The organism is Leifsonia sp. L25 (assembly GCF_050632895.1).
This window is the reverse complement of sequence record NZ_JBODRZ010000003.1, coordinates 543,262-562,637: the sequence shown is the minus strand read 5'-3', so window position 1 is coordinate 562,637 and position 19,376 is coordinate 543,262. Positions and strand designations below refer to the sequence as shown.

Below are 19,376 nucleotides of genomic sequence, written 5' to 3'. Positions count from 1 at the left end.
TCACGCCGTCGATCGCCCGATCCGGGGTGAGTGATGGGGGCGGGCGCTTCGGTCCAGCCAGGCGCGGGTATCGCGGTGCCCTGGAGGCGCCGCCACCGCTCAGCGCACCGCCGCTCAGCGCTCCGCCGCTCAATGCACCGCCGCTCAGCGCACCGTCGCCTCCCTCGCGCGCGATGCCCGCCCCCGACATGTGGAACACCTTCGGCCCGCTGGCGCCGTACCTCATGCGCGACGGCGTCACAGATCTCTTCCTCACCGGCGACGGCGTCCTCTGGTCCGACGGCGGCCCGCGCGGCCTCCACCGGGTGGAGGGCTGGACGCCCGACGCGCTCGCCGCACGCCGGCTGGCCACGCGGCTGATCGCCACCGGCGGCCGGCATATCGACGAGGCCACCCCGTTCGTCGACGTGAGGCTCCCCGGCGGGGTCCGCGTCCACGCGGTGCTCCCGCCCATCTCGACGGGAGGCACTCTGCTGTCGATCCGCGTGCCCGCGGCCGCCGCACTCACTCTGGACGACCTGCTCCGGGTCGGTTCGCTGACCGCCGATGGCGCGGCCCTCCTCCGCGCCGCGGTGTCCGCCCGGACGAACATCCTGGTGACCGGAGCCGCCGGCGCGGGCAAGACGACCCTGCTGGCGGCCGTCCTGGCGCACGCGCCGCCCACCGAGCGCATCGTGCTCATCGAGGATGTCGCGGAGCTCCGCATCCCGCACCCGCACGTCGTCGGCCTGCAGACCCGCCAGCCGAACCTCGAGGGCGCCGGCGGGGTCGGACTGCGCCGCCTGGTACGGGAGGCGCTCCGGATGCGGCCGGACCGGCTCGTCCTCGGCGAGTGCCGGGGCGAGGAGGTCGCCGACCTGCTCTCCGCCCTGAACACCGGACACGACGGCGGCGCCGGCACCCTGCACGCCAACTCGCTGGGCGACGTCCCCGCCCGGATGGAGGCGCTGGGCGCCCTCGCCGGCCTGGGCGACATCGCCACCGCTCGGCAGACGATCAGCGCGATCGGGCTCATCGTCCACGTCGAGCGTTCGGGGGACCGCCGCCAAGTAGCCGGCTTCGGACGCTTCACGACCACCGCGGACGGACGACTCGCGGTGGTGCAGCATGAGTGAGCGACGCCACACTGCCCGCGAGCGCGGCCGCCCCGCCGACGACCTCCTGTCCAGTTCCGTGGAGGCGCTCGCCGTGCTCCTCGATGCGGGCATCTCGCCCCGCTCCGCGTGGGAGTACGTGGCCGCGGAGGCGACGCATCCCGCGGTGACGCGGGCGGCGACGCTCGTCGCGGCGGGGACGTCGCCCTCCGAGGCGCTGGCCGTGGCGGGCCGGCGAGATCGGGTGAGCGCCGGGGACGAAGCGAGGGCGTCTGGTATGCCTGAGCGGCGTGGCCGGTATCCGGCGGCGGCCGGCGGAGAGGCGACGCCCACCGCGACCGCGCGTCACGGGGCGCCCGGCGGCGGCGATGCCGGCGTGGCCGCCGTCGCCGCGGCATGGGGCGTCGCGGAACACGCGGGCGCCTCGCTCGCACCGGCGTTGCGCGGTGCGGCCGAGGCTCTGCGCGATCGTGCCGGAGCGGAGCGCGACGTCGCCACCGCGCTCGCCGGGCCGCGCGCGACGGCACGGCTGATGACCTGGCTCCCCGCGGTCGGAGTGGTCATGGCCTACGCCATCGGAGTGGATGTGATCGGGACACTCGTCACCGGTCCGCTCGGCTGGATGGCGGCCGGATCGGGGTGCGGTCTGCTCATCGCGGGCCGGGCCTGGACGCGCCGGCTCGTCCGGTCGGCGTCGCGGACGGGGCCGATCGCGGGGATCCAGCATGACCTGACGGCGATCGCTCTCGCCGGAGGCATGTCGGTGGCGGCCGCTCGGGAGACGATCGCACAGGTCGCGCGCCGCGTCGGCCTCGCCGCGGTCGTGGATGCCGACACGTCCGTCGACAGAGTGCTCCGCATCGCGGAGCGAGCGGGAGCGCCGGCGATCGAACTCCTGTCCACCGAGGCCCGGCAGGAGCGGCGGACCGCCCGCGCCGAGGGCCGCCGACGCGCGGAGCTGCTCGCCGTGCGGCTGCTGCTCCCGCTCGGCGTGTGCGTGCTGCCCGCGTTCGTGCTCCTGGGCGTGGTGCCCGTCATCCTCGCGATGATGTCCTCCACCTTCGCCGGCCTCACATGAGTTGCCCACAGATCCGGGAGCGCCGCCCATCGCCGCGACGCCGGACGAGACGATCGATGTGTGCCGCCGTACGGCGGCGCAACGACAGAACACCAACAAAGAGAAGGGACCACACATGCGGGAGATCATTCACCGGCTGCGCTGGGAGGAACGGGGAGCGAGCACGGCGGAGTACGCCGTCACGACGATGGCCGCGGTGGCATTCGCCGGCGTGCTGCTGATGCTGTTGCGCGGCGACGAGGTGAAGTCCATCCTCACCGACCTCGTCAGACGGGCACTCACGGTCGATGGCTGACGATGGGGAGGGCGCCGAACGTTCGGAGGTCGCTTGCGTGCCGCGGCTGACAGCACGGCAGCAGGACAGCCGGGCGAAGGTCTGGACCGGTCGTGCGCCGGCTTGTGCGCTCTGCGGACCGACCGGGGAGCGTGACGGCCGAGTTCGCGGCGGCCCTTCCCGCGGTGCTCGTGTGTCTGGCGCTCTGTGTCGGCGCGGTCCAGGCGGGCGCTCAGCAGGCGCGGCTGCTCGATCATGCGGGGGCCGCCGCGCGGCTCATCGGTCGGGGGACGCAGCGCCCCCACCGCCGGAGGGCGCTTCACGTCGTGTCGGGTCCGACGACGGGCTGCTGTGCGTGACAGTCACCGCGCCCAGCCGTGCCGGGGCACTCGGCGCCGTCGGGCTCACCGTGTCGGCTCGCTCGTGCGTGCTCGACGACACAGAGGAGGGATGACTCATGGCTCAGTGCTTCTCCGGCGGCGGGGGTTTCTCCGGCGTTAAGGGTTCCTCCAGCGGCAGGGGCGACTCCGGCGCCGGTGAGCCCGCGTTTCCGCGGCGGCGGGAGCGCGGGGCAGGGACGGTCCTCGCGCTCGCCGTCGTCGCGGTGACCGTCACGCTCACGACCGCGGCGATCGGCGTGACGGGGGCCTGGGGCGCGCGTCAGAAGGCACGGGTCGCCGCCGACGCCACGGCGCTCGCCGCGGCGGACGTTGCGGTGGGCAGGATGAGCGGTGAGCCGTGCGCCCGGGCCGATGCGGTGGCACGGGCGAACGGCGCGGTCATGGAGGGATGCGCCGTCGCGGGGGTCGTCGTCAGCGTCGAAGTGTCCGTCCCCTACCTCGGCCGAGCGGCCTCTGCGGCCGCCCGCGCGGGTCCGCCGGGATCGCCGTGATGCGCTTCGGGTCGTGGCGGAACGAGAGCGGCGCAGCCGGCCGACCGCGGCCCCGCACGGCCCGGCCGTCGGCGGCGCGCGCCCGGCTTCAGTCGAACACCGTCTCCACGTACCGGTACGCCACCGCGCTCGGAAGCGAGCCGCTCGGATCGTCGGACGCGTACTCCGTCTCCGAGGCGGAGCCGCGGACGTACAGGTAGTGCTTCCCGCCCGCCGCAGCGCGGAGTTCGAGGCGGGGTCGTGGTTCGCCCGAGTCGAGGAAGGAGGTCGAGATCGTCTTGCCTTCGAGGGGGCCGTCGATGAGCTTGGCGGTGTACGTCGTCATTGAGGTCGTTGCCATACCGACATTGTCCACCCGGGGCGCAGCGAGCAACAGGGCCGGCCGCACGAGCCGTCCGCCCGCGGCGAACGAGGCGTCCGGCGATTAGGCACACAACCGGCCTAGGTGTGTATGGTTTGCCTGTTGGGCCGTGCGGCCCACGCTCGCCGCCTTCTGTGCGGCGCTCGGGGAGCGCGCGTCGGACCAATGAGGTCCCTGCGAACACAGTTGCTATATAAGAGGAGTCAAGTGCCTGGCACGAAGAAGCTCGTCATCGTCGAGTCGCCGAACAAGGTGAAGTCCATCGCCCAGTACCTCGGCGAGGGCTACGAGGTGATGGCATCCGTCGGACACATCCGCGACCTGATCGAGCCCAAGAACCTCCCCCGGAGTTGAAGAAGGGGTCGCTCGGCAAGTTCTCCGTCGACGTCGAGAACGAGTTCGCTCCCTACTACGTGGTCTCCGACCAGAAGAAGAAGACCGTCGCCGACCTCAAGCGCGCCCTCAAGGACGCCGACGAACTCCTGCTCGCCACTGATGAGGACCGCGAAGGGGAAGCCATCGCCTGGCACCTGGTCGAGGTCCTCAAGCCCAAGGTGCCCGTCAAGCGCATGGTCTTCCACGAGATCACCCGGGAGGCCATCGAGAAGGCGCGGGACAACACGCGCGAGATCGACACGGCCCTCGTCGACGCGCAGGAGACGCGCCGCATCCTCGACCGGCTCTACGGCTACGAGGTGTCGCCGGTGCTGTGGCGCAAGGTCGGGCCCGGACTCTCGGCCGGTCGCGTCCAGTCCGCGGCCACCCGCCTCGTGGTGGACCGCGAGCGCGAGCGGCTCGCGTTCGTCGCGGCCTCCTACTGGGGCCTCACCGCGCAGCTCCTCCCGGAGGACGCCGCCGCGTTCGACGCACGGCTCGCCCGGCTGAACGGCGAGCGCGTCGCGACAGGCCGCGACTTCGACGACCACGGCCGGCTCACCTCCGGCGCCACGATCCTCGACGAGACGTCCGCGCAGGCGCTCGCCGACGCCGTGCGGCAGCAGAGCACGGCCGTCACCGTCGCGAAGGTCGACTCCAAGCCCTACTCGCGTCGCCCGGCGGCGCCGTTCACGACCTCCACGATGCAGCAGGAGGCCGCCCGCAAGCTGCGCTTCTCGGCCCGCCAGACGATGAGCGTCGCACAGACGCTCTACGAGAACGGCTACATCACCTATATGCGCACCGACTCCGCGTCGCTGTCGCAGCAGGCGACGAACGCGGCGCGCGCGCAGGCGGCGAAGCTGTACGGTCCGGAGACGGTCCCCGACAAGCCGCGCACCTACGCCTCCAAGAGCAAGAACGCGCAGGAGGCGCACGAGGCGATCCGTCCCTCGGGCGAGGTCTTCCGCACGCCGGCCGAGCTCGAGAAGTCCCTTCGCGGTCCCGAGCTGCGGCTCTACGACCTGATCTGGAAGCGGACCGTCGCGTCTCAGATGGCCGACGCCAAGGGCCAGACCGCCTCGGTCACGGTCGAGGCGCGGATCGGCGACGGCCCGCTCGACGGCACGGTCGCCGAGTTCACCGCGAGCGGGACGGTCATCACCTTCCGCGGGTTCCTCAATGCGTACGAAGAGGGCAGGGACGAGGAGCGCAACGCCGACGCGGGCGGCGAGGCGAAGCTGCCGCCGCTCACGCAGGGACAGGCTCTCGGCGTCAAGGACGTCGCGGCGGACGGCCACGAGACGACCCCGCCGCCGCGCTACACCGAGGCGAGCCTCGTGAAGACGCTGGAGGAGCTCGGCATCGGGCGTCCGTCGACGTTCGCGAGCATCATCTCCACGATCATCGACCGCGGCTACGTCACGCAGCGCGGACAGGCACTCGTGCCGAGCTGGGTCGCGTTCTCTGTCGTGCGTCTGCTGGAGGACTACTTCGGCGACCTCGTGCAGTACGACTTCACGGCCGAGATGGAGGACGACCTCGACCGGATCGCCGACGGCGAGGCCGAGCGCGTCGACTGGCTGAACAGCTTCTACTTCGGCAGCGACAAGCACAAGGGCCTGCGCCGGGTGATCGACAACCTCGGCGAGATCGACGCGCGCAGCATCAACTCGATCGCGATCGACGACGGCGTGACGCTGCGCATCGGCAAGTACGGCCCGTACCTGGAGGTGCAGGAGCCAGGGGCCGCCGAGGACGCGACACCGCGCCGCGTCAACCTCCCGCCGGAGCTCGCCCCGGACGAGCTCACGCCCGCCAAGGCGAAGGAGCTCATCGAGGCGCCCGTCCAGACCGACCGCGAGCTCGGCACGAACCCGGAGAGCGGCAAGCTCGTCCTGGCCAAGGACGGCCGCTTCGGACCGTACGTGACCGAGGCCGACCCGGAGGCGGAGCCCGAGGTGGACCCGCAGACTGGCGAGGTCGTCGAGCCCAAGAAGACCGCGAAGAAGACCGCGGCCAAGCCGCGCACGGCCTCGCTGTTCAAGTCGATGGATCTCTCCACGATCGACCTCGACACCGCACTGCGGCTGCTCGACCTGCCGCGCACCGTCGGGACCGACCCGGAGACGGGGGCGGAGATCCAGGCGGCGAACGGCCGCTACGGCCCGTACCTGAAGAAGGGCACGGACACGCGATCGCTGCCGAGCGAGGACGACATCTTCGGGATCGACCTCGCCGGCGCCGTCGAGCTGTTCGCGCAGCCGAAGTACGGCAACCGCCGGGCCTCCAGCGCGCTCAAGGAGTTCGAGGCCGACCCCGTCAGCGGCAAGCCGATCAAGATCAAGGACGGCCGGTTCGGCGCGTACGTGACCGACGGCGAGACGAACGCGACCATCCCGAGGGGTGAGACCGTGGATGAGGTCGACTTCGCCCGCGCCGTGCAGCTCCTGGCCGACAAGCGCGCGAAGGGGCCGGCCAAGAAGCCGGCCGCGAAGCGTGCGACCTCGCGGACCACCGCGGCCAAGGCGACCGCGACGAAGACCGCGGCCAAGACGACCGCGGCGAAGACCGCGGCCAAGACGACCGCGGCCAAAGCCACCACTGCGAAGGCGAAGGCCGCCCCCAAGACCGGCACCTCGACCCGCGCGGCGGCGAAGAAGTCCGCCGAGTGAGCGAGTCGCCCACCGGCCTGTTCATCACTCTGGAGGGCGGCGACGGCGTCGGGAAGTCGACGCAGGCCGCCCTTCTGGAGGAGTGGCTGCGCGAGCGCGGCCGGACCGTCCTGCGCACCAGGGAGCCCGGCGGCACGCCCGCGGGGGTGGAGATCCGGGAGATCGTCCTCCACCACCGCGGCGACATCGCGCCGCGGGCGGAGGCCCTGCTCTACGCCGCCGACCGCGCCCACCACATCGCCACGGTCGTCCGTCCGGCCCTGGAGCGCGGCGAAGTCGTGGTGCAGGACCGGTACATCGACTCGTCGGTCGCCTACCAGGGCGCCGGGCGCGTCCTCGACGCCGACCAGGTGCGCGACCTCTCGCTCTGGGCGGCCGAGGGGCTGCTCCCGGACCTGACGATCCTCCTCGACCTCGACGAGACCGCGGCCCGCGCCCGGCTGGACACGTCCCGCACGCGCTACGACCGGCTGGAGGCCGAGCGCTCCGAGTTCCACGCGCGCGTCCGCGCCGCGTACCTCGGGCTCGCCGAGGCCGAGCCGCAGCGGTTCCTCGTGGTCGACGCCGCCCTCCCGGTCGCGGAGATCGCCGCCGACATCCGCCGCCGGCTCGAGGACCGCATCTGACCGCCGCACCCGCGCCCGCGCTGTCCTCCGTGCCCGCTAGCCTGGAACGCATGGCGGTGTGGGACGACCTGACGGGTCAGGATGAGGCGATCGCCGTCGTCCGCTCCGCCGCCGAGGCGGCCACGGCCTCCGGACCCGCCGCCGAAGCGGCCCGCGGCATGACGCACTCGTGGCTCATCACGGGCCCTCCCGGGTCCGGCCGCTCCAACCTCGCCTACGCGTTCGCCACCGCCCTGCTCAGCCCCGGGAACCCGGAGGGCGACCTCGCGGCGAAGCGCCAGGTGGAGGCCCGCACGCATCCCGACCTCGCCGTCCTGAGCACCGAGCGCGTCATCATCTCCATCGAGGAGGTCCGGTCGCTGGTGGCGAGCTCGCAGTTCGCTCCGTCCGTCGGCCGGTTCCGGGTGATGGTCATCGAGGATGCCGACCGGATGACCGAGCGCACCTCCAACGTGCTGCTCAAGGCCCTGGAGGAGCCGCCGGAGCGGACCGTCTGGATCCTCTGCGCGCCGAGCGACGCCGACCTGCTGCCGACGATCCGCTCGCGCGTCCGCACGGTGCGGCTCAAGGTCCCGGACGTCGCGGATGTCGCCCGCCTGATCGAGCGCCGCGACGGTGTGGACAGCGCCACCGCCGAGCGCGCGGCGCGCCACGCGCAGAGCCACATCGGGATGGCGCACCGGCTCGCCACCAACGAGGAGGCGCGCCGTCGGCGCGCGCTGACCCTTGACCTCGCGCTCGGCATCCGCTCCGTGTCCGGCGCGGTGCTCGCCGCCGCCACGCTGCTGGAGGTGGCCGGCGCGGACGCGAAGGCCATCACCGAGGAGCGTGACGCCGAGGAGCGCGAGCACGCCCTCCGCTCGCTCGGGATCGAGCCGGGCGGGGCCATCCCGCCCGCGTTGCGCGGCCAGCTCCGCCAGCTCGAGGAGGACCAGAAGCGGCGCGCCACCCGCAGCCTCCGCGACGGCATCGACCGCATCCTCACCGACCTGCTCTCGCTGTACCGCGACGTGATGATGCTGCAGCTCGGCAGCGGCAGCGAGCTCGTGAACGTCGAGCTGGGCGACCGCCTGACCGCTCTCAGCGCGCACACGAGTCCTGCCGCTACGCTCGCCGCGATGGATGCCGTCACGACCGCACGCGAGCGGATCGACGGCAACGTCGCTCCCGCCCTGGCCCTGGAGGCCATGCTCACGACGATCCTGCGTGGCGGAGCCGCGCGAAGGGGACAGACCTGTGACCATCCGAGAGGGCCGTCCGGCCCGCCGGCGGGCCGCTCGCACCGTCTTCGTCGCGATCGCCGCCGTCGTCGCGTTGACGCTGACCGGCTGCGTCACCATGTTCATTCCCTCGAAGTCGTCCACGACCTCCACGCCGGCGCCTGAGAAGGTCTCCGCCGCGCTTCAGCCGTTCTATCGGCAGAAGCTGGTCTGGTCCGACTGCGCCAGCGGCAAGCAGTGTGCCACCGCCAAGGCGCCGCTGACCTGGAGCGACCCTTCCGCGGGCCAGGTCTCGCTGGCGCTCATCCGCCAGCAGGCCAAGGGCACCAAGCAGGGCTCCCTGCTGGTCAACCCCGGCGGCCCGGGCGGCTCCGGCTACGACTTCGTCAAGGACTCGGTCGACTACGCGACCGACAAGACGCTGCAGAGCCACTTCGACATCGTCGGCTTCGACCCGCGCGGAGTCGGCCACTCCACGGCCGTCAAGTGCTACGACGCCCGGCAGATGGACGACTACCTCTACGGGATCACCCCCGGTCAGCGCGGGTCCGACCAGTGGATCGCCGAGAACACCGCGATCTCCCAGCAGTTCGGCGCCGCGTGCGCCAAGAACACCGGCGCGCTGCTCAGTCACGTCGACACGGTGAGTGCGGCGCGCGACCTCGACCTCCTGCGGGCGGCGCTCGGCGACACGAAGCTCAACTATCTCGGCTACTCCTACGGCACCTACCTGGGCGCGGTGTACGCCGACCTCTACCCGGGCAAGACCGGCAGGCTCGTCCTGGACGGCGCGCTCGACCCGGCGGCGAGCAACGACGAGGTCACCAAGGTGCAGGCCGTGGGCTTCGAGAGCGCCCTCCGCGCGTACCTGAAGAAGTGCCTCACGCAGAAGGACTGCCCGTTCACCGGCACCGTGGACGACGGGATGAAGACCATCTCGGAGTTGCTGGCCGCGGTGGAGCGCAGCCCGATCCGCAACACGGACGGTCGCGAGCTCGGCGCGAACACGCTGGTGACGGCGATCATCTACCCCTCTACGACGCGACCGCCTGGTCGTACCTGAGCAGCATGTTCGCGAGCGTGATGAAGGGCAACGCCTCGGTCGCCTTCACCCTGGCCGACGGCTACAACAGCCGAAACAGCGATGGCACGTACTCGGACAACTCCACGGAGGCGTTCACCGCGATCAACTGCCTCGACTACAGCTACGACGCCGACCCCGCCGCCATGCGTGCACGGGCGGCCGAGCTCGCGGTCGCGGCGCCCGTGATCGGACCGTACATGGCCTACGGCGACATCGGCTGCGCCACCTGGCCGGACAAGAGCACCGTGCAGCGCGGCCCGATCACGGCGAAGGGCTCCGCGCCCATCCTCGTCGTCGGCACCACCAACGACCCGGCCACCCCGTACGTGTGGGCGAGGAACCTGGCCTCCGAACTGGAGAACGGCCACCTGCTCACGTACAAGGGCGAGGGGCACACGGCATACAACAAGTCCAACTCGTGCGTGAACAACACGGTGGACGACTTCCTGGTGGGCGGTACCGTGCCGCCCACGGGCAAGACCTGCTGACACCCGGGACCGGGAAGCCGACACGCTCACCGCGGTGAGTGGTGCAATTTTGCAGACGGTGAAATAATCGAACGCGTGACTGCAGAGATAGGGACGGCGGAGGCCGAGCTGGGCCTCCGTGAACGCAAGCGCATCGCGACGAGGCGCGCCATCCAGCTCGCCGCGCTCGAACTGGCCAGCGAGCGCGGCTTCGACCATGTCACGGTCGACGAGATCAGCCACGCGGCGAACGTCTCGCCGCGCACGTTCTTCAACTACTTCCCGTCGAAGGAGTCCGCGATCATCGGCGAGCTCCCCGAGCTCCCGGATGAGGCCAGCATCGAGCGTTTCATCGAGGCCGGCCCGGCCGAGTCGATCCTGGACGGGATGGGCCGGCTCCTCATTGCGGCGATCGAGACGGGAGACCTGGACGGCGACCTCGACGGCGGTCACGCGGGCGAGAACGCGGCCAGCGCGAAGGAGCTGCACGCCCTCCGCCGTGCGCTCCTGAAGGGCAACCCGGAGCTGTTCGCGCAGCGGATGGCGAGCATGCACAAGTTCGAGGACGCCCTGAGCGCCGTCGTGCAGCGCCGGCTGGCGCACGACGAGCCGGCGCTTGCGGGCGATGAGGAGACACTCCACCAGCGCGCGCGCCTCGTCACCTACGTGGCGTTCGCCGGGATGCGGCACGCCTGGTCCTGCTGGGCCGACCACGGCGGCGTCGAGCCGCTCGCCGACCGCCTCCGCAGCTCGTTCGCGCAGCTCCAGTCCCTCGGCGGCCAGCTCGACTGACCCGAGCCTTCCCCTCCGGGCGTGGTCGAAAGCACCCCGGGGGATCGGGTAAGCTATCTGACTGTGCCCGGGCGAGAAGCCCGGCCACGCCGCCCTAGCTCAGTCGGCAGAGCATCTCACTCGTAATGAGAAGGTCAAGGGTTCGATTCCCTTGGGCGGCTCCGTTTCGTCACTTCTCCTCCCGCCTTTCTGCGAGTCCAGGCAGACTTGTGATTCTTCTGTGGTCGGCCACCGTGTCGGCGTAGACTCTCCGCAAATTGAGGATTAATCAATTTGTTTTTGGGGATGTCATGGAAACGACGACGAGGTCCCGCCGGGCGCGTGTGCTCGGCATGTTCACCGCAGCGGCCAGTGCCCTGCTGCTCGTCGGCGGAGGGGTGTCGCTCGCCGCACCGGCCGTCGCCGACACGATGCCCTCGAATCCCAGCAATCCGGCCACCCCGCCCACTGTCGGTGCGACAGCTCTGCCCACCACGCAGATGGACGGCGTCGCCTGGGACCAATGGGTCGTCGGCAACAACGTCTACGTCGCGGGCAAGTTCAACAACGCGCGGCCCGCCGGCTCTCCCGCGGGCTCGAACAACACCACGCGCAGTAACTTCCTCGTCTACGACATCACGAACGGCCTCCTGAACGCCGGCATCAACATCCCCTTGAACGCTCAGGCTCTCGCGGTCGCAGCGACTCCGGACGGCTCGCGGGTGTACATCGGCGGCGACTTCACGACGGCGGGCGGCGGCAACTACTACCGGATCGTCGCGTTCAGCACCGCGACCGGGCAGATCATCAGTTCCTTCCGGCCGATCATGGAGAGCGAGGTACGTGCGCTCGCGGTGACCAACACTGCGGTCTACGCCGGCGGGACCTTCTCGAGCGTCAACGGGACGCCCACCGGCTACATCGCGAAGCTCGACCCGACGAGCGGCGCCCTGATCACCTCGTGGAAGGCCTCGGCCGACTACGTGGTCGACGCCCTTGCGGTCAGTCCGGACGGCACGATCGTCTATGCCGGAGGCAGGTTCCAGCATGTCAACGGCGAGCCGCACTACGGCCTGGTGATGCTCGACGGGACCACAGGCGCCACCCGCCCATTCCCCGCCAACAACGTCGTGAGGGACGCCGGCCTCTACGCCGGGATCACGTCGCTGGCCGCGACCTCCGATCGCATCTACGGCTCGGGCTACGTCTACGGTTCCGGCGGCAACCTCGAAGGGAGCTTCTCGGCGGATGCCGTCACCGGCGCCCTCGTCTGGCTTGAAGACTGCCACGGTGACTCCTACTCGGTGCAACCGCTCGGCAGTGCCCTCTACGTCGCCGGTCATCCCCACGACTGCAGCAACGTCGGCGGCTTCCCCGACACCAACCCGCGCACCTTCCACCACACCCTCGCGTTCTCCCAAGCGCGGACCGGAACGCTGACCAACAACGGGAACACCGCCTACGCCAATTTCGCGGGTCAGCCGGCGCCGACGCTTCAGACCTGGTTCCCGAACTGGACCATCGGGACGTTCACCGGAATGTACGAGGCCGTGTGGTCCCTCTCCGGCGACAGCCGGTACCTCGTGGCCGGCGGCGAGTTCACCGCGGTCAACGGTCAGGCGCAGTACGGACTCACCCGGTTCGCCTTCGACGCCGTCCAGCGCAGCACGACCGGGCCGAACAACAACACTGCGCTCACACCGACGGCGACGTCGACGACGTCCGGGCAGGCCAAAGTCTCCTGGACCTCCACCTACGATCAGGACAACTATGCGCTCACCTATGCGCTCTCGCGCGACGGGGACACGGCCCATCCCGTCTACACGACGGTCAAGGGCGACAACTTCTGGAACACCGGGCCGATGGGCTTCACCGACACCGGGCTCGTGCCGGGGAGCGCGCACACGTACACGCTCACGGTCACCGATCCGGACGGCAATTCGATCGCGCGCGTCGGCAACAAGGTCGTGGTCGCGGGAGGCGGGACGAACCAGCCACCTGTCGCCGCCTTCACCTACGGCACCAACGGGTTGACCGTCAGCGTCGACGGGTCTGCTTCCTCCGATCCGGACGGGACCATCGCAGGCTACGCGTGGACGTTCGGCGACGGCGGGACGGCGTCGACGGCGACCGCCACCCATCAGTACGCCGCAGCGGGCTCCTACACCGTGACGCTGAAGGTGACCGACAACCAAGGCGCCACCAACTCGCTGTCCAAGACCGTGTCGGTGGCGACGAACACCGGAAACGTGCTCGCACAGGACACCTTCGCGCGAACGGTCACCGGCGGATGGGGGTCCGCGCCGACCGGCGGCGCCTGGAGCGTCGCGGGCACCGCGAGTGCGTACACCGTCGGCTCCGGAACCGGGAACATGATCGACCCGGCGGGCTCGACCAAGACGGCCGCGTTGAACTCCGTGTCCTCGAGTCGCGCGGACACGACCGTCACTTTCACGACCGACATCGCAGCGACGTCCGGCGGAGCGTTCGTCTCCGCTATCGGACGACAGGTCGGGTCCGCGGATTACGAGGCGCGCGTGTGGATCAGTTCGACCGGCGCCGTCCAGGTGCAGCTCCTGCAGAGCGGCAACGCCCTCCAGGTCGCGTCGGTGAGCGGCCTCGCGTACACACCCGGAATGCAGCTCGACCTGCGCGTGCAGGTCGTGGGCACATCGCCGACGACGCTGCAGGCGAAGGTCTGGGCGGCCGCGGGCACCGAGCCTGCGTCGTGGCAGGTCAGCCTGACCGACTCCACGGCGGCATTGCAGACGGCAGGCGGTGTGGGCCTGCGTGCCTACCTGTCGGGCACGGCGACCGTGTCGCCGATCACCGTGAAGTTCGCGGACTACCAGGTGGTCGCTGTGCCGTGAGCCGCCATCGCTTCCTCGTCTCCTTCCGGGACGCGCCGGGTGCGTTCGGGGGAGCGCGGGAGTGATGGCCTGCGGCGGAGCGGAGGCCGCCGATTGGTGCTCTCAGGGAACGCCGGTACTATACCCGGATGCGCGAACCGGACCAGCGCGACTCCGGTGCAACCGACGGCACCGGGTCTGAATCGACGAATCCCCCGACCTCTGCTCTCCCCACCGGGGACTCCTCTGCGACGAGTGAGCCCGGCGCGGGAGCGACCCCGTCCGGCCGGCGCTCGGCCGCCGGGGCGCGTTCGGCAGCGGGCGTGTCCGCCGCGCTCAGCGGCGCCGTCGCGGGCGTCATGTCGGCCATCCGCACGCACCCGAAGGCCTGGATCGCCGCCGGCGCCGCCGTCGCGTTCGTGCTCCTCGGCACGGGCAGCGTGGCCCTCGGCGCGACGGTCGGCTCAGCGCCGGCCGGGGCTGCGGCCGCCGCGCCGCCGACCCACTCGGCGACCCGCACGCCCACCCCGACCCCCACTCCCACCGCCGACCCGGCACGCCCCGTGCCCGCCGCCCAGCCGGCTGCGAGCCGCATCCGCACCTGCTCGGTGGCCTCCCTGGCCCAGGACGGCCGGCTCGGCAACCTGGAGGCCCAGGTCGTCGACGCCAAGACCGGTCAGGTGCTGTTCGACCGCAACGGCAGCAAGCCCGGCCCGACCGCGTCCGTGCTCAAGACGCTGACCTCCGCGGCGGCGCTCGCGACGCTCGGACCGGATTACCGCGTCCAGACCAGGGTCGTGGCAGGCAGTATCCCCGGCCAGGTCGTCATCGTGGGCGGCGGCGACGTGACCCTGTCGCGTCTGCCGGGCGGCCAGGGCGCCTTCTACACGAACGCGCCCTCGATTCAGGATCTCGCCACCCAGACCAAGCAGGCGCTCGGCGGCCAGCCGGTGACCTCGATCGTGGTGGACACATCGCTGTTCGGCGGCCCGCTGTGGCAGCCGAGTTGGGACGAGCACGAGGAGCGCGTCGTCGAGGGCTCGACGCCGTACATGTCCGCGCTGATGGTGGACGGCGACCGGGACAACCCGGGCGCTGTCGAGTCGCCGCGCAGCACCGACCCGACCGGCCGCGCGGTGCAGTACTTCCAGCAGTACCTCGGCACGAACGTCCCGGTGACCTCGGGCGCAGCGCCGGCGGGCACCCGGCAGCTCGCGGCGGTGCAGTCGCAGCCGGTGACGACCTTGATCGATCAGGCGATGACCTACTCGGACAACACGATCATGGAGGAGCTGGCGCGACTCGTCGCGATCAAGACCGGCGCAGGCAACACCTTCGACGCCGAGAACGCGGGAGTCCTGGCCGGGCTGAAGGCCTACGGTATCGACACCACCGGCATCCACATCGCCGACGGCTCCGGGCTCAGCGCCGACAACGCAGTGCCGCCGTCCTACCTGACGCAGCTCTTCGTCAAGGTGCTCAACCGGCAGAACGGGCTCGGCGTGGTCTACGACGGGCTGCCCGTCTCGGGCCGGACCGGGACGCTCGGCCCGGGCTACAGCCGGTTCACCGGGGCGAGCTCGGTCGCGGACGGTGCGGTGCACGCCAAGACGGGCTGGATCAACAACGGTTACACGCTCTCCGGGATCATCGACGCGGCCGATGGAGCGCAGCTCACGTTCGCTGTGTACGCGCTCGGCCCGGTGAGCGACAATGCCAAGCAGGCGATCGACGCGCTGACGACCGGCTTCTACAAGTGCGGGGGCAACCTCACCAACGGGTGAGCCGGGCGTCGGGCGTCCAGGCGACCGGCGATCAGGCGAGCAGGGAGGCGGCGATGGGCAAGGCGCTGTTCATCATCGACGTGCAGAACGACTTCACCGAGGGCGGAGCGCTCGGCGTGGACGGGGAGCGGCGGTGGCTGCGGCCATCACCGAGCACCTCCGCGCCCACGCCGACGAGTACGCGATCATCCTCGCGAGCCGCGACTGGCACGACCGCGACAACGACAACGGCGGCCACTTCGCGACCGACGCCGAGCCGGACTTCGTGAACACCTGGCCCGTGCACTGCGTCGCGGGCACGAACGGCGCGGACTATCATCCCGCGCTCGACACGTCCCGCGTCGGTTACCACATCCGCAAGGGACAGGGCGTGCCGGCCTACTCGATCTTCGAGGGGCGGACGGACGCCGGCTCATCGGTCCACAACCTCCTGGACGAGCACGGGATCGACACGGTCGACGTGGCGGGGATCGCGACCGACTACTGCGTTCGGGCGTCCGCGCTGGACGCGCTGAGGCACGGCCAGCGGGTGCGGGTGCTGACGACGCTCGTCGCCGGCGTCGCCCCCGATTCGTCCGAGGCCGCTCTGGCGGAACTCGCCCACGCCGGCGCCGAACTCGTCTGAACTGCCGAGTACGCCCGAATCCAGCCGGAGGCGGCCGAGTACGCGGATTATCGACGTACTCGAGGTTGCGCACTATGCTGATTGCTAGCTTGGTTAGGTAATCGCAGGAGGCGAGGGCGTGATGTCGGGGAAGCCGTCAGTGTGGCTGCGGGTGGTGGTGCCGACAGCGCTCATCCTGGTCTGGCTCGTGTTGGCCGGGATCGGGGGCCCCACCTTCGGCAAGCTCTCCGGAGTGTCCAGCAACGACCAGGCCGCATTCCTGCCGGCCAGCGCCGAGTCGACCGCGGTGCAGGACTGGCAGAAGCGGTTCACCGACTCGCAGGCGGTGCCCGCGATCGTGGTCGTCCAGTCGGAGTCGACCATCCCGCAGAGCGATCTCGCCTCCTTCGCCGCGCTCGGCGCGAAGCTCGGCGACGTCACGGGCGTGCAGGCTCCGGAGGCCGGTCAGAGCACGAGCGTCGCCGGGCCGATCCCCTCGCAGGACGGCCGGGCGGTCGAGTTCATCGTCCCGGTCGCCGACACGAACAACGTGAAGACGGTCGTCGCCGAGCTGCGCAGCGTACTGAAGAGCGAGCTGCCGTCCGGGACGCAGGGCTGGGTCACCGGGCCGGCCGGTCTGACCGCCGACCTGGTGAACGCGTTCGGCGGCATCGACGGGATCCTGCTGTTGGTCGCGGTCGGTGCAGTGTTCGTGATCCTGCTGCTGGTGTACCGGGCACTGCTGTTGCCGGTCCTGGTGCTGCTCACCTCGGTGTTCGCGCTGTGCGCGGCGATCCTCGTCGTCTACCTCTTCGCGCTCTGGGGCTGGATCAAGCTCAGCGGCCAGAGCCAGGGCATCCTCTCGATCCTGGTGATCGGCGCCGCCACCGACTACTCGCTGCTGCTCGTCGCCCGCTACCGGGAGGCGCTGGAGCAGAACGAGTCGCGCTGGACGGCGATCGTGAAGGCGTGGCGGGCGGCGTTCGAGCCGATCCTGGCCTCCGGCGCGACGGTCATCCTCGCGTTGCTCTGCCTGCTGTTCTCCGACCTCAACTCGAACAAGAGCCTCGGCCCGATCGCCGCGATCGGGATCGTCTTCTCGCTGCTGTCGGCACTGACGCTGCTGCCGACCCTGCTCGCAGTCTTCGGCCGGGCGTCGTTCTGGCCGTTCCGGCCGAAGTACGCAGGCGGCGAAGACGCGCACGTTCACGCTCACGCGCACGAAAGCGAAGAACGCGTCCCCGGGCTCGAGGGCGTCCGCGGGTTGTGGCGGCGTGTCGGCCTCCTCATCGCGCACCGGCCGCGCCTGACCTGGATCGTCTCGTTCGTCGTGCTCGTCGCGTGCGCGGTCGGCCTGACGCAGCTGAAGGCCAACGGCGTCGAGCAGACCGCGCTGGTGCTCTCCCAGTCGGACGCCGTCGACGGCCAGAAAGTGCTCGCGAAGCACTTCGACGCGGGGTCCGGCGCGCCGGTCCTGATCGTGGCGAAGGAGGCCGACGCGGACGCCGTGCTCGCGGCCGCGCAGAAGAACGACGGCATCTCGGCCGCGACCCTGTATGCCGGGAACGTGCGGCCGACCCGGCCGGGCCAGAGCGCGTCGCCGCCTGTCGTGAAGGACGGCCGCGTCCTCATCGAGGCCACCCTGAAGGCTCAGCCCGACTCGGCTGAGGCGGAGCAGGTGGTCCGCGACCTGCGGCGCGACCTCCCCTCGGCAGGGTCCGGCGTGCTCGTCGGCGGCGTCACGGCGATCGCCCTCGACACCAACGACACGGCGCAGAGGGACCTGCTGCGGATCATCCCGATCGTGCTGCTGGTCATCCTGCTCGTGCTGCTGCTGCTGCTGCGCTCGATCCTGGCGCCCGTGCTCCTGATCGGCAGCGTCGTGCTGTCGTACGCGGCGGCGCTCGGCGTCTCGGCGCTGGTGTTCGACCACCTGTTCGGCTTCCCGGGAGCGGACGCGAGTGTGCCGCTGTTCGGCTTCGTCTTCCTGGTCGCTCTGGGCGTGGACTACAACATCTTCCTGATGACGCGCGTGCGGGAGGAGTCGCTGCGGCTCGGCACGCGGCCGGGCATCCTGCGCGGGCTGGGGATGACCGGCAGCGTCATCACGTCGGCGGGCGTCGTGCTGGCGGCGACGTTCGCGGCCCTCGCGGTCATCCCGATCCTGTTCCTGGTGCAGATCGCGTTCATCGTCGCGTTCGGTGTGCTGCTCGACACGGTGCTGGTGCGCTCGCTGCTCGTGCCGGCGGTGTCGTACGACGTGGGCCGCGCGATCTGGTGGCCGTCGAAGCTGTGGAGGACGCCCCGGCAGTCTGTATAGCGGCAGGCCGCCGACCGCTGCTCGGATGAGCAGAATGCACGCCGCGGCGTCGACTCGTTGCCGCCTCTTCACCTGTCGGTCAGAGTGGCATGCATGACCCCCACGATCCTCGAGCCGGTCCTCGGCGCGTCGATCGGCGGCGCAGGCGCCGACGACGCCGCACTGCTCCGCCGGCTCTACCGGACCCTGGCGACCGTCCGGCGCCTCGACCGCGAAGCGGTCGCGCTGCGCGGCCACGGCGTCCTCCCCGGCTACGTCGACTCCCGCGGCCGCGAGGCGGTGCAGGTGGGCGCGGCGCTCGCCCTGCAGACCTCGCGCGACCGCGCCTTCCCGACCGCCCAGGAGCCCGGGATGGCGATCGCCCTCGGCGCCGATCCGGCGGCCGTGCTGCGCTCCGCGCGCGGCGTCGACGCCGTCGAGGGGCCGGTGACCCACGCCGTCGGCTGGGCGCTCTGCGCGAAGCTCGACCGCACCGGAGGCTGCGCCCTCACCCCGCTCGGCGCGGGCGCAGGCTCGGCCGCGGAGCTGCGCACCGCGGTGACGACAGCGCGCACCTCCGCCCTCCCCGTCGTGTTCCTGTCCGGCTCCGGCCGCACCGAGGGGGCGGGGATGCCCGTCCTGCTGGTCGACGGCGCCGACGCGCTCGCGGTCCACGACGCCACCGTGAAAGCGCTCGAGCTCGCGCGGTCGGGTGCGGGGCCCGTCCTCATCGACGCCGTCCTCCCCGGCCCGACCGCGTGGCCCGCGCGTGACCCGCTCGTGGTCTGCGAGCAGCGGCTGCGCGCCACGGGGACGGTGGACGACGGCTTCTTCGCCGAGGTCGCCGACACCGCGGACACCCTCGCCGACCGGCTGCGCGCCCGGCTCACCGTCGGAGCCTGAACCCGGCCGTCATCGGCGAG

14 protein-coding genes, 1 tRNA gene and 2 pseudogenes are annotated in these 19,376 nt (G+C 71.2%); 16 read left to right on the top strand and 1 reads right to left on the bottom strand.

All coding sequences use genetic code 11. The features are described 5' to 3' along the window. Nucleotides 1-173: 173 nt before the first annotated feature. The 4 genes from ACRAWC_RS06630 to ACRAWC_RS06615 all read left to right on the top strand — a co-directional run bounded on the left by ACRAWC_RS06630 (nucleotide 174) and on the right by ACRAWC_RS06615 (nucleotide 3,338). Complete coding sequence (locus ACRAWC_RS06630) at nucleotides 174-1,115, top strand: TadA family conjugal transfer-associated ATPase (protein WP_431347028.1); 942 nt, start codon at nucleotides 174-176, stop codon at nucleotides 1,113-1,115. Beyond that, nucleotides 1,108-2,172 (top strand): type II secretion system F family protein, encoded by a 1,065-nt coding sequence (locus tag ACRAWC_RS06625; RefSeq protein ID WP_431347027.1) that lies wholly within the window; start codon nucleotides 1,108-1,110, stop codon nucleotides 2,170-2,172. The genes ACRAWC_RS06630 and ACRAWC_RS06625 overlap by 8 nt, the downstream gene beginning before the upstream one ends. Nucleotides 2,173-2,287: 115 nt before the next feature. Beyond that, the gene (locus ACRAWC_RS06620) at nucleotides 2,288-2,467 is read left to right on the top strand and encodes a DUF4244 domain-containing protein (RefSeq protein WP_369960890.1); all 180 of its coding nucleotides are present in this window, start codon (nucleotides 2,288-2,290) and stop codon (nucleotides 2,465-2,467) included. Between the two features lie 436 nt (nucleotides 2,468-2,903). Further along, complete coding sequence (locus ACRAWC_RS06615) at nucleotides 2,904-3,338, top strand: Rv3654c family TadE-like protein (protein ID WP_431347026.1); 435 nt, start codon at nucleotides 2,904-2,906, stop codon at nucleotides 3,336-3,338. A gap of 88 nt (nucleotides 3,339-3,426) precedes the next feature. Here the strand turns inward: ACRAWC_RS06615 and ACRAWC_RS06610 are convergent, their stop codons facing one another. Next, complete coding sequence (locus ACRAWC_RS06610) at nucleotides 3,427-3,678, bottom strand: hypothetical protein (RefSeq protein ID WP_431347025.1); 252 nt, start codon at nucleotides 3,676-3,678, stop codon at nucleotides 3,427-3,429. 228 nt (nucleotides 3,679-3,906) lie between these two features. Here ACRAWC_RS06610 and topA point away from each other — a divergent pair. From topA to ACRAWC_RS06550, 12 genes and pseudogenes are all read left to right on the top strand, one after another. Further along, a pseudogene (gene topA, locus ACRAWC_RS06605) lies at nucleotides 3,907-6,749 on the top strand (type I DNA topoisomerase). After that, on the top strand, nucleotides 6,746-7,375 hold the full coding sequence (gene tmk, locus ACRAWC_RS06600) for a dTMP kinase (protein ID WP_431347024.1): 630 nt from the start codon (nucleotides 6,746-6,748) through the stop codon (nucleotides 7,373-7,375). Before topA ends, tmk begins: the two are co-directional and overlap by 4 nt. A gap of 50 nt (nucleotides 7,376-7,425) precedes the next feature. Beyond that, on the top strand, nucleotides 7,426-8,760 hold the full coding sequence (locus ACRAWC_RS06595; RefSeq protein WP_431347023.1) for a DNA polymerase III subunit delta': 1,335 nt from the start codon (nucleotides 7,426-7,428) through the stop codon (nucleotides 8,758-8,760). Further along, nucleotides 8,714-9,658 carry an alpha/beta fold hydrolase gene (locus tag ACRAWC_RS06590; RefSeq protein WP_431347022.1) on the top strand — a complete coding sequence of 315 codons (945 nt, stop codon included), beginning with the start codon at nucleotides 8,714-8,716 and terminating at the stop codon, nucleotides 9,656-9,658. The genes ACRAWC_RS06595 and ACRAWC_RS06590 overlap by 47 nt, the downstream gene beginning before the upstream one ends. A gap of 5 nt (nucleotides 9,659-9,663) precedes the next feature. Further along, nucleotides 9,664-10,167 (top strand): alpha/beta hydrolase, encoded by a 504-nt coding sequence (locus ACRAWC_RS06585; RefSeq protein WP_431347021.1) that lies wholly within the window; start codon nucleotides 9,664-9,666, stop codon nucleotides 10,165-10,167. A gap of 75 nt (nucleotides 10,168-10,242) precedes the next feature. After that, a complete protein-coding gene (locus tag ACRAWC_RS06580) occupies nucleotides 10,243-10,938 on the top strand; it encodes a TetR family transcriptional regulator (RefSeq protein WP_431347020.1) in 696 nt (231 codons plus the stop codon). A gap of 88 nt (nucleotides 10,939-11,026) precedes the next feature. Continuing rightward, nucleotides 11,027-11,099, top strand: a tRNA-Thr gene (locus ACRAWC_RS06575). A 129-nt stretch (nucleotides 11,100-11,228) separates the two neighbouring features. Continuing rightward, nucleotides 11,229-13,787, top strand: coding sequence for a PKD domain-containing protein (locus ACRAWC_RS06570; protein WP_431347019.1), 2,559 nt, complete (start codon nucleotides 11,229-11,231; stop codon nucleotides 13,785-13,787). Between the two features lie 128 nt (nucleotides 13,788-13,915). Further along, nucleotides 13,916-15,550, top strand: coding sequence for a D-alanyl-D-alanine carboxypeptidase/D-alanyl-D-alanine-endopeptidase (locus tag ACRAWC_RS06565; protein WP_431347018.1), 1,635 nt, complete (start codon nucleotides 13,916-13,918; stop codon nucleotides 15,548-15,550). A gap of 53 nt (nucleotides 15,551-15,603) precedes the next feature. Beyond that, nucleotides 15,604-16,175 (top strand): annotated as a pseudogene (locus ACRAWC_RS06560) (isochorismatase family protein). A gap of 121 nt (nucleotides 16,176-16,296) precedes the next feature. After that, on the top strand, nucleotides 16,297-18,474 hold the full coding sequence (locus ACRAWC_RS06555; RefSeq protein ID WP_431349377.1) for an MMPL family transporter: 2,178 nt from the start codon (nucleotides 16,297-16,299) through the stop codon (nucleotides 18,472-18,474). Nucleotides 18,475-18,567: 93 nt separating this feature from the next. Beyond that, nucleotides 18,568-19,356 carry a thiamine pyrophosphate-dependent enzyme gene (locus ACRAWC_RS06550; RefSeq protein ID WP_431347017.1) on the top strand — a complete coding sequence of 263 codons (789 nt, stop codon included), beginning with the start codon at nucleotides 18,568-18,570 and terminating at the stop codon, nucleotides 19,354-19,356. Nucleotides 19,357-19,376: the final 20 nt, after the last annotated feature.

Bases quoted from the DNA above. Each gene is read 5' to 3' on its own strand.
- ACRAWC_RS06550 (WP_431347017.1), top strand. From the start codon at position 18,568: ATGACCCCCACGATCCTCGAGCCGGTCCTCGGCGCGTCGATCGGCGGC.
- ACRAWC_RS06625 (WP_431347027.1), top strand. From the start codon at position 1,108: ATGAGTGAGCGACGCCACACTGCCCGCGAGCGCGGCCGCCCCGCCGAC.
- ACRAWC_RS06555 (WP_431349377.1), top strand. From the start codon at position 16,297: ATGTCGGGGAAGCCGTCAGTGTGGCTGCGGGTGGTGGTGCCGACAGCG.
- ACRAWC_RS06585 (WP_431347021.1), top strand. From the start codon at position 9,664: ATGTTCGCGAGCGTGATGAAGGGCAACGCCTCGGTCGCCTTCACCCTG.
- ACRAWC_RS06595 (WP_431347023.1), top strand. From the start codon at position 7,426: ATGGCGGTGTGGGACGACCTGACGGGTCAGGATGAGGCGATCGCCGTC.
- ACRAWC_RS06565 (WP_431347018.1), top strand. From the start codon at position 13,916: ATGCGCGAACCGGACCAGCGCGACTCCGGTGCAACCGACGGCACCGGG.
- ACRAWC_RS06590 (WP_431347022.1), top strand. From the start codon at position 8,714: ATGTTCATTCCCTCGAAGTCGTCCACGACCTCCACGCCGGCGCCTGAG.
- ACRAWC_RS06630 (WP_431347028.1), top strand. From the start codon at position 174: ATGCCCGCCCCCGACATGTGGAACACCTTCGGCCCGCTGGCGCCGTAC.
- ACRAWC_RS06570 (WP_431347019.1), top strand. From the start codon at position 11,229: ATGGAAACGACGACGAGGTCCCGCCGGGCGCGTGTGCTCGGCATGTTC.
- ACRAWC_RS06620 (WP_369960890.1), top strand. From the start codon at position 2,288: ATGCGGGAGATCATTCACCGGCTGCGCTGGGAGGAACGGGGAGCGAGC.
- ACRAWC_RS06615 (WP_431347026.1), top strand. From the start codon at position 2,904: ATGGCTCAGTGCTTCTCCGGCGGCGGGGGTTTCTCCGGCGTTAAGGGT.
- ACRAWC_RS06610 (WP_431347025.1), bottom strand. From the start codon at position 3,678: ATGGCAACGACCTCAATGACGACGTACACCGCCAAGCTCATCGACGGC.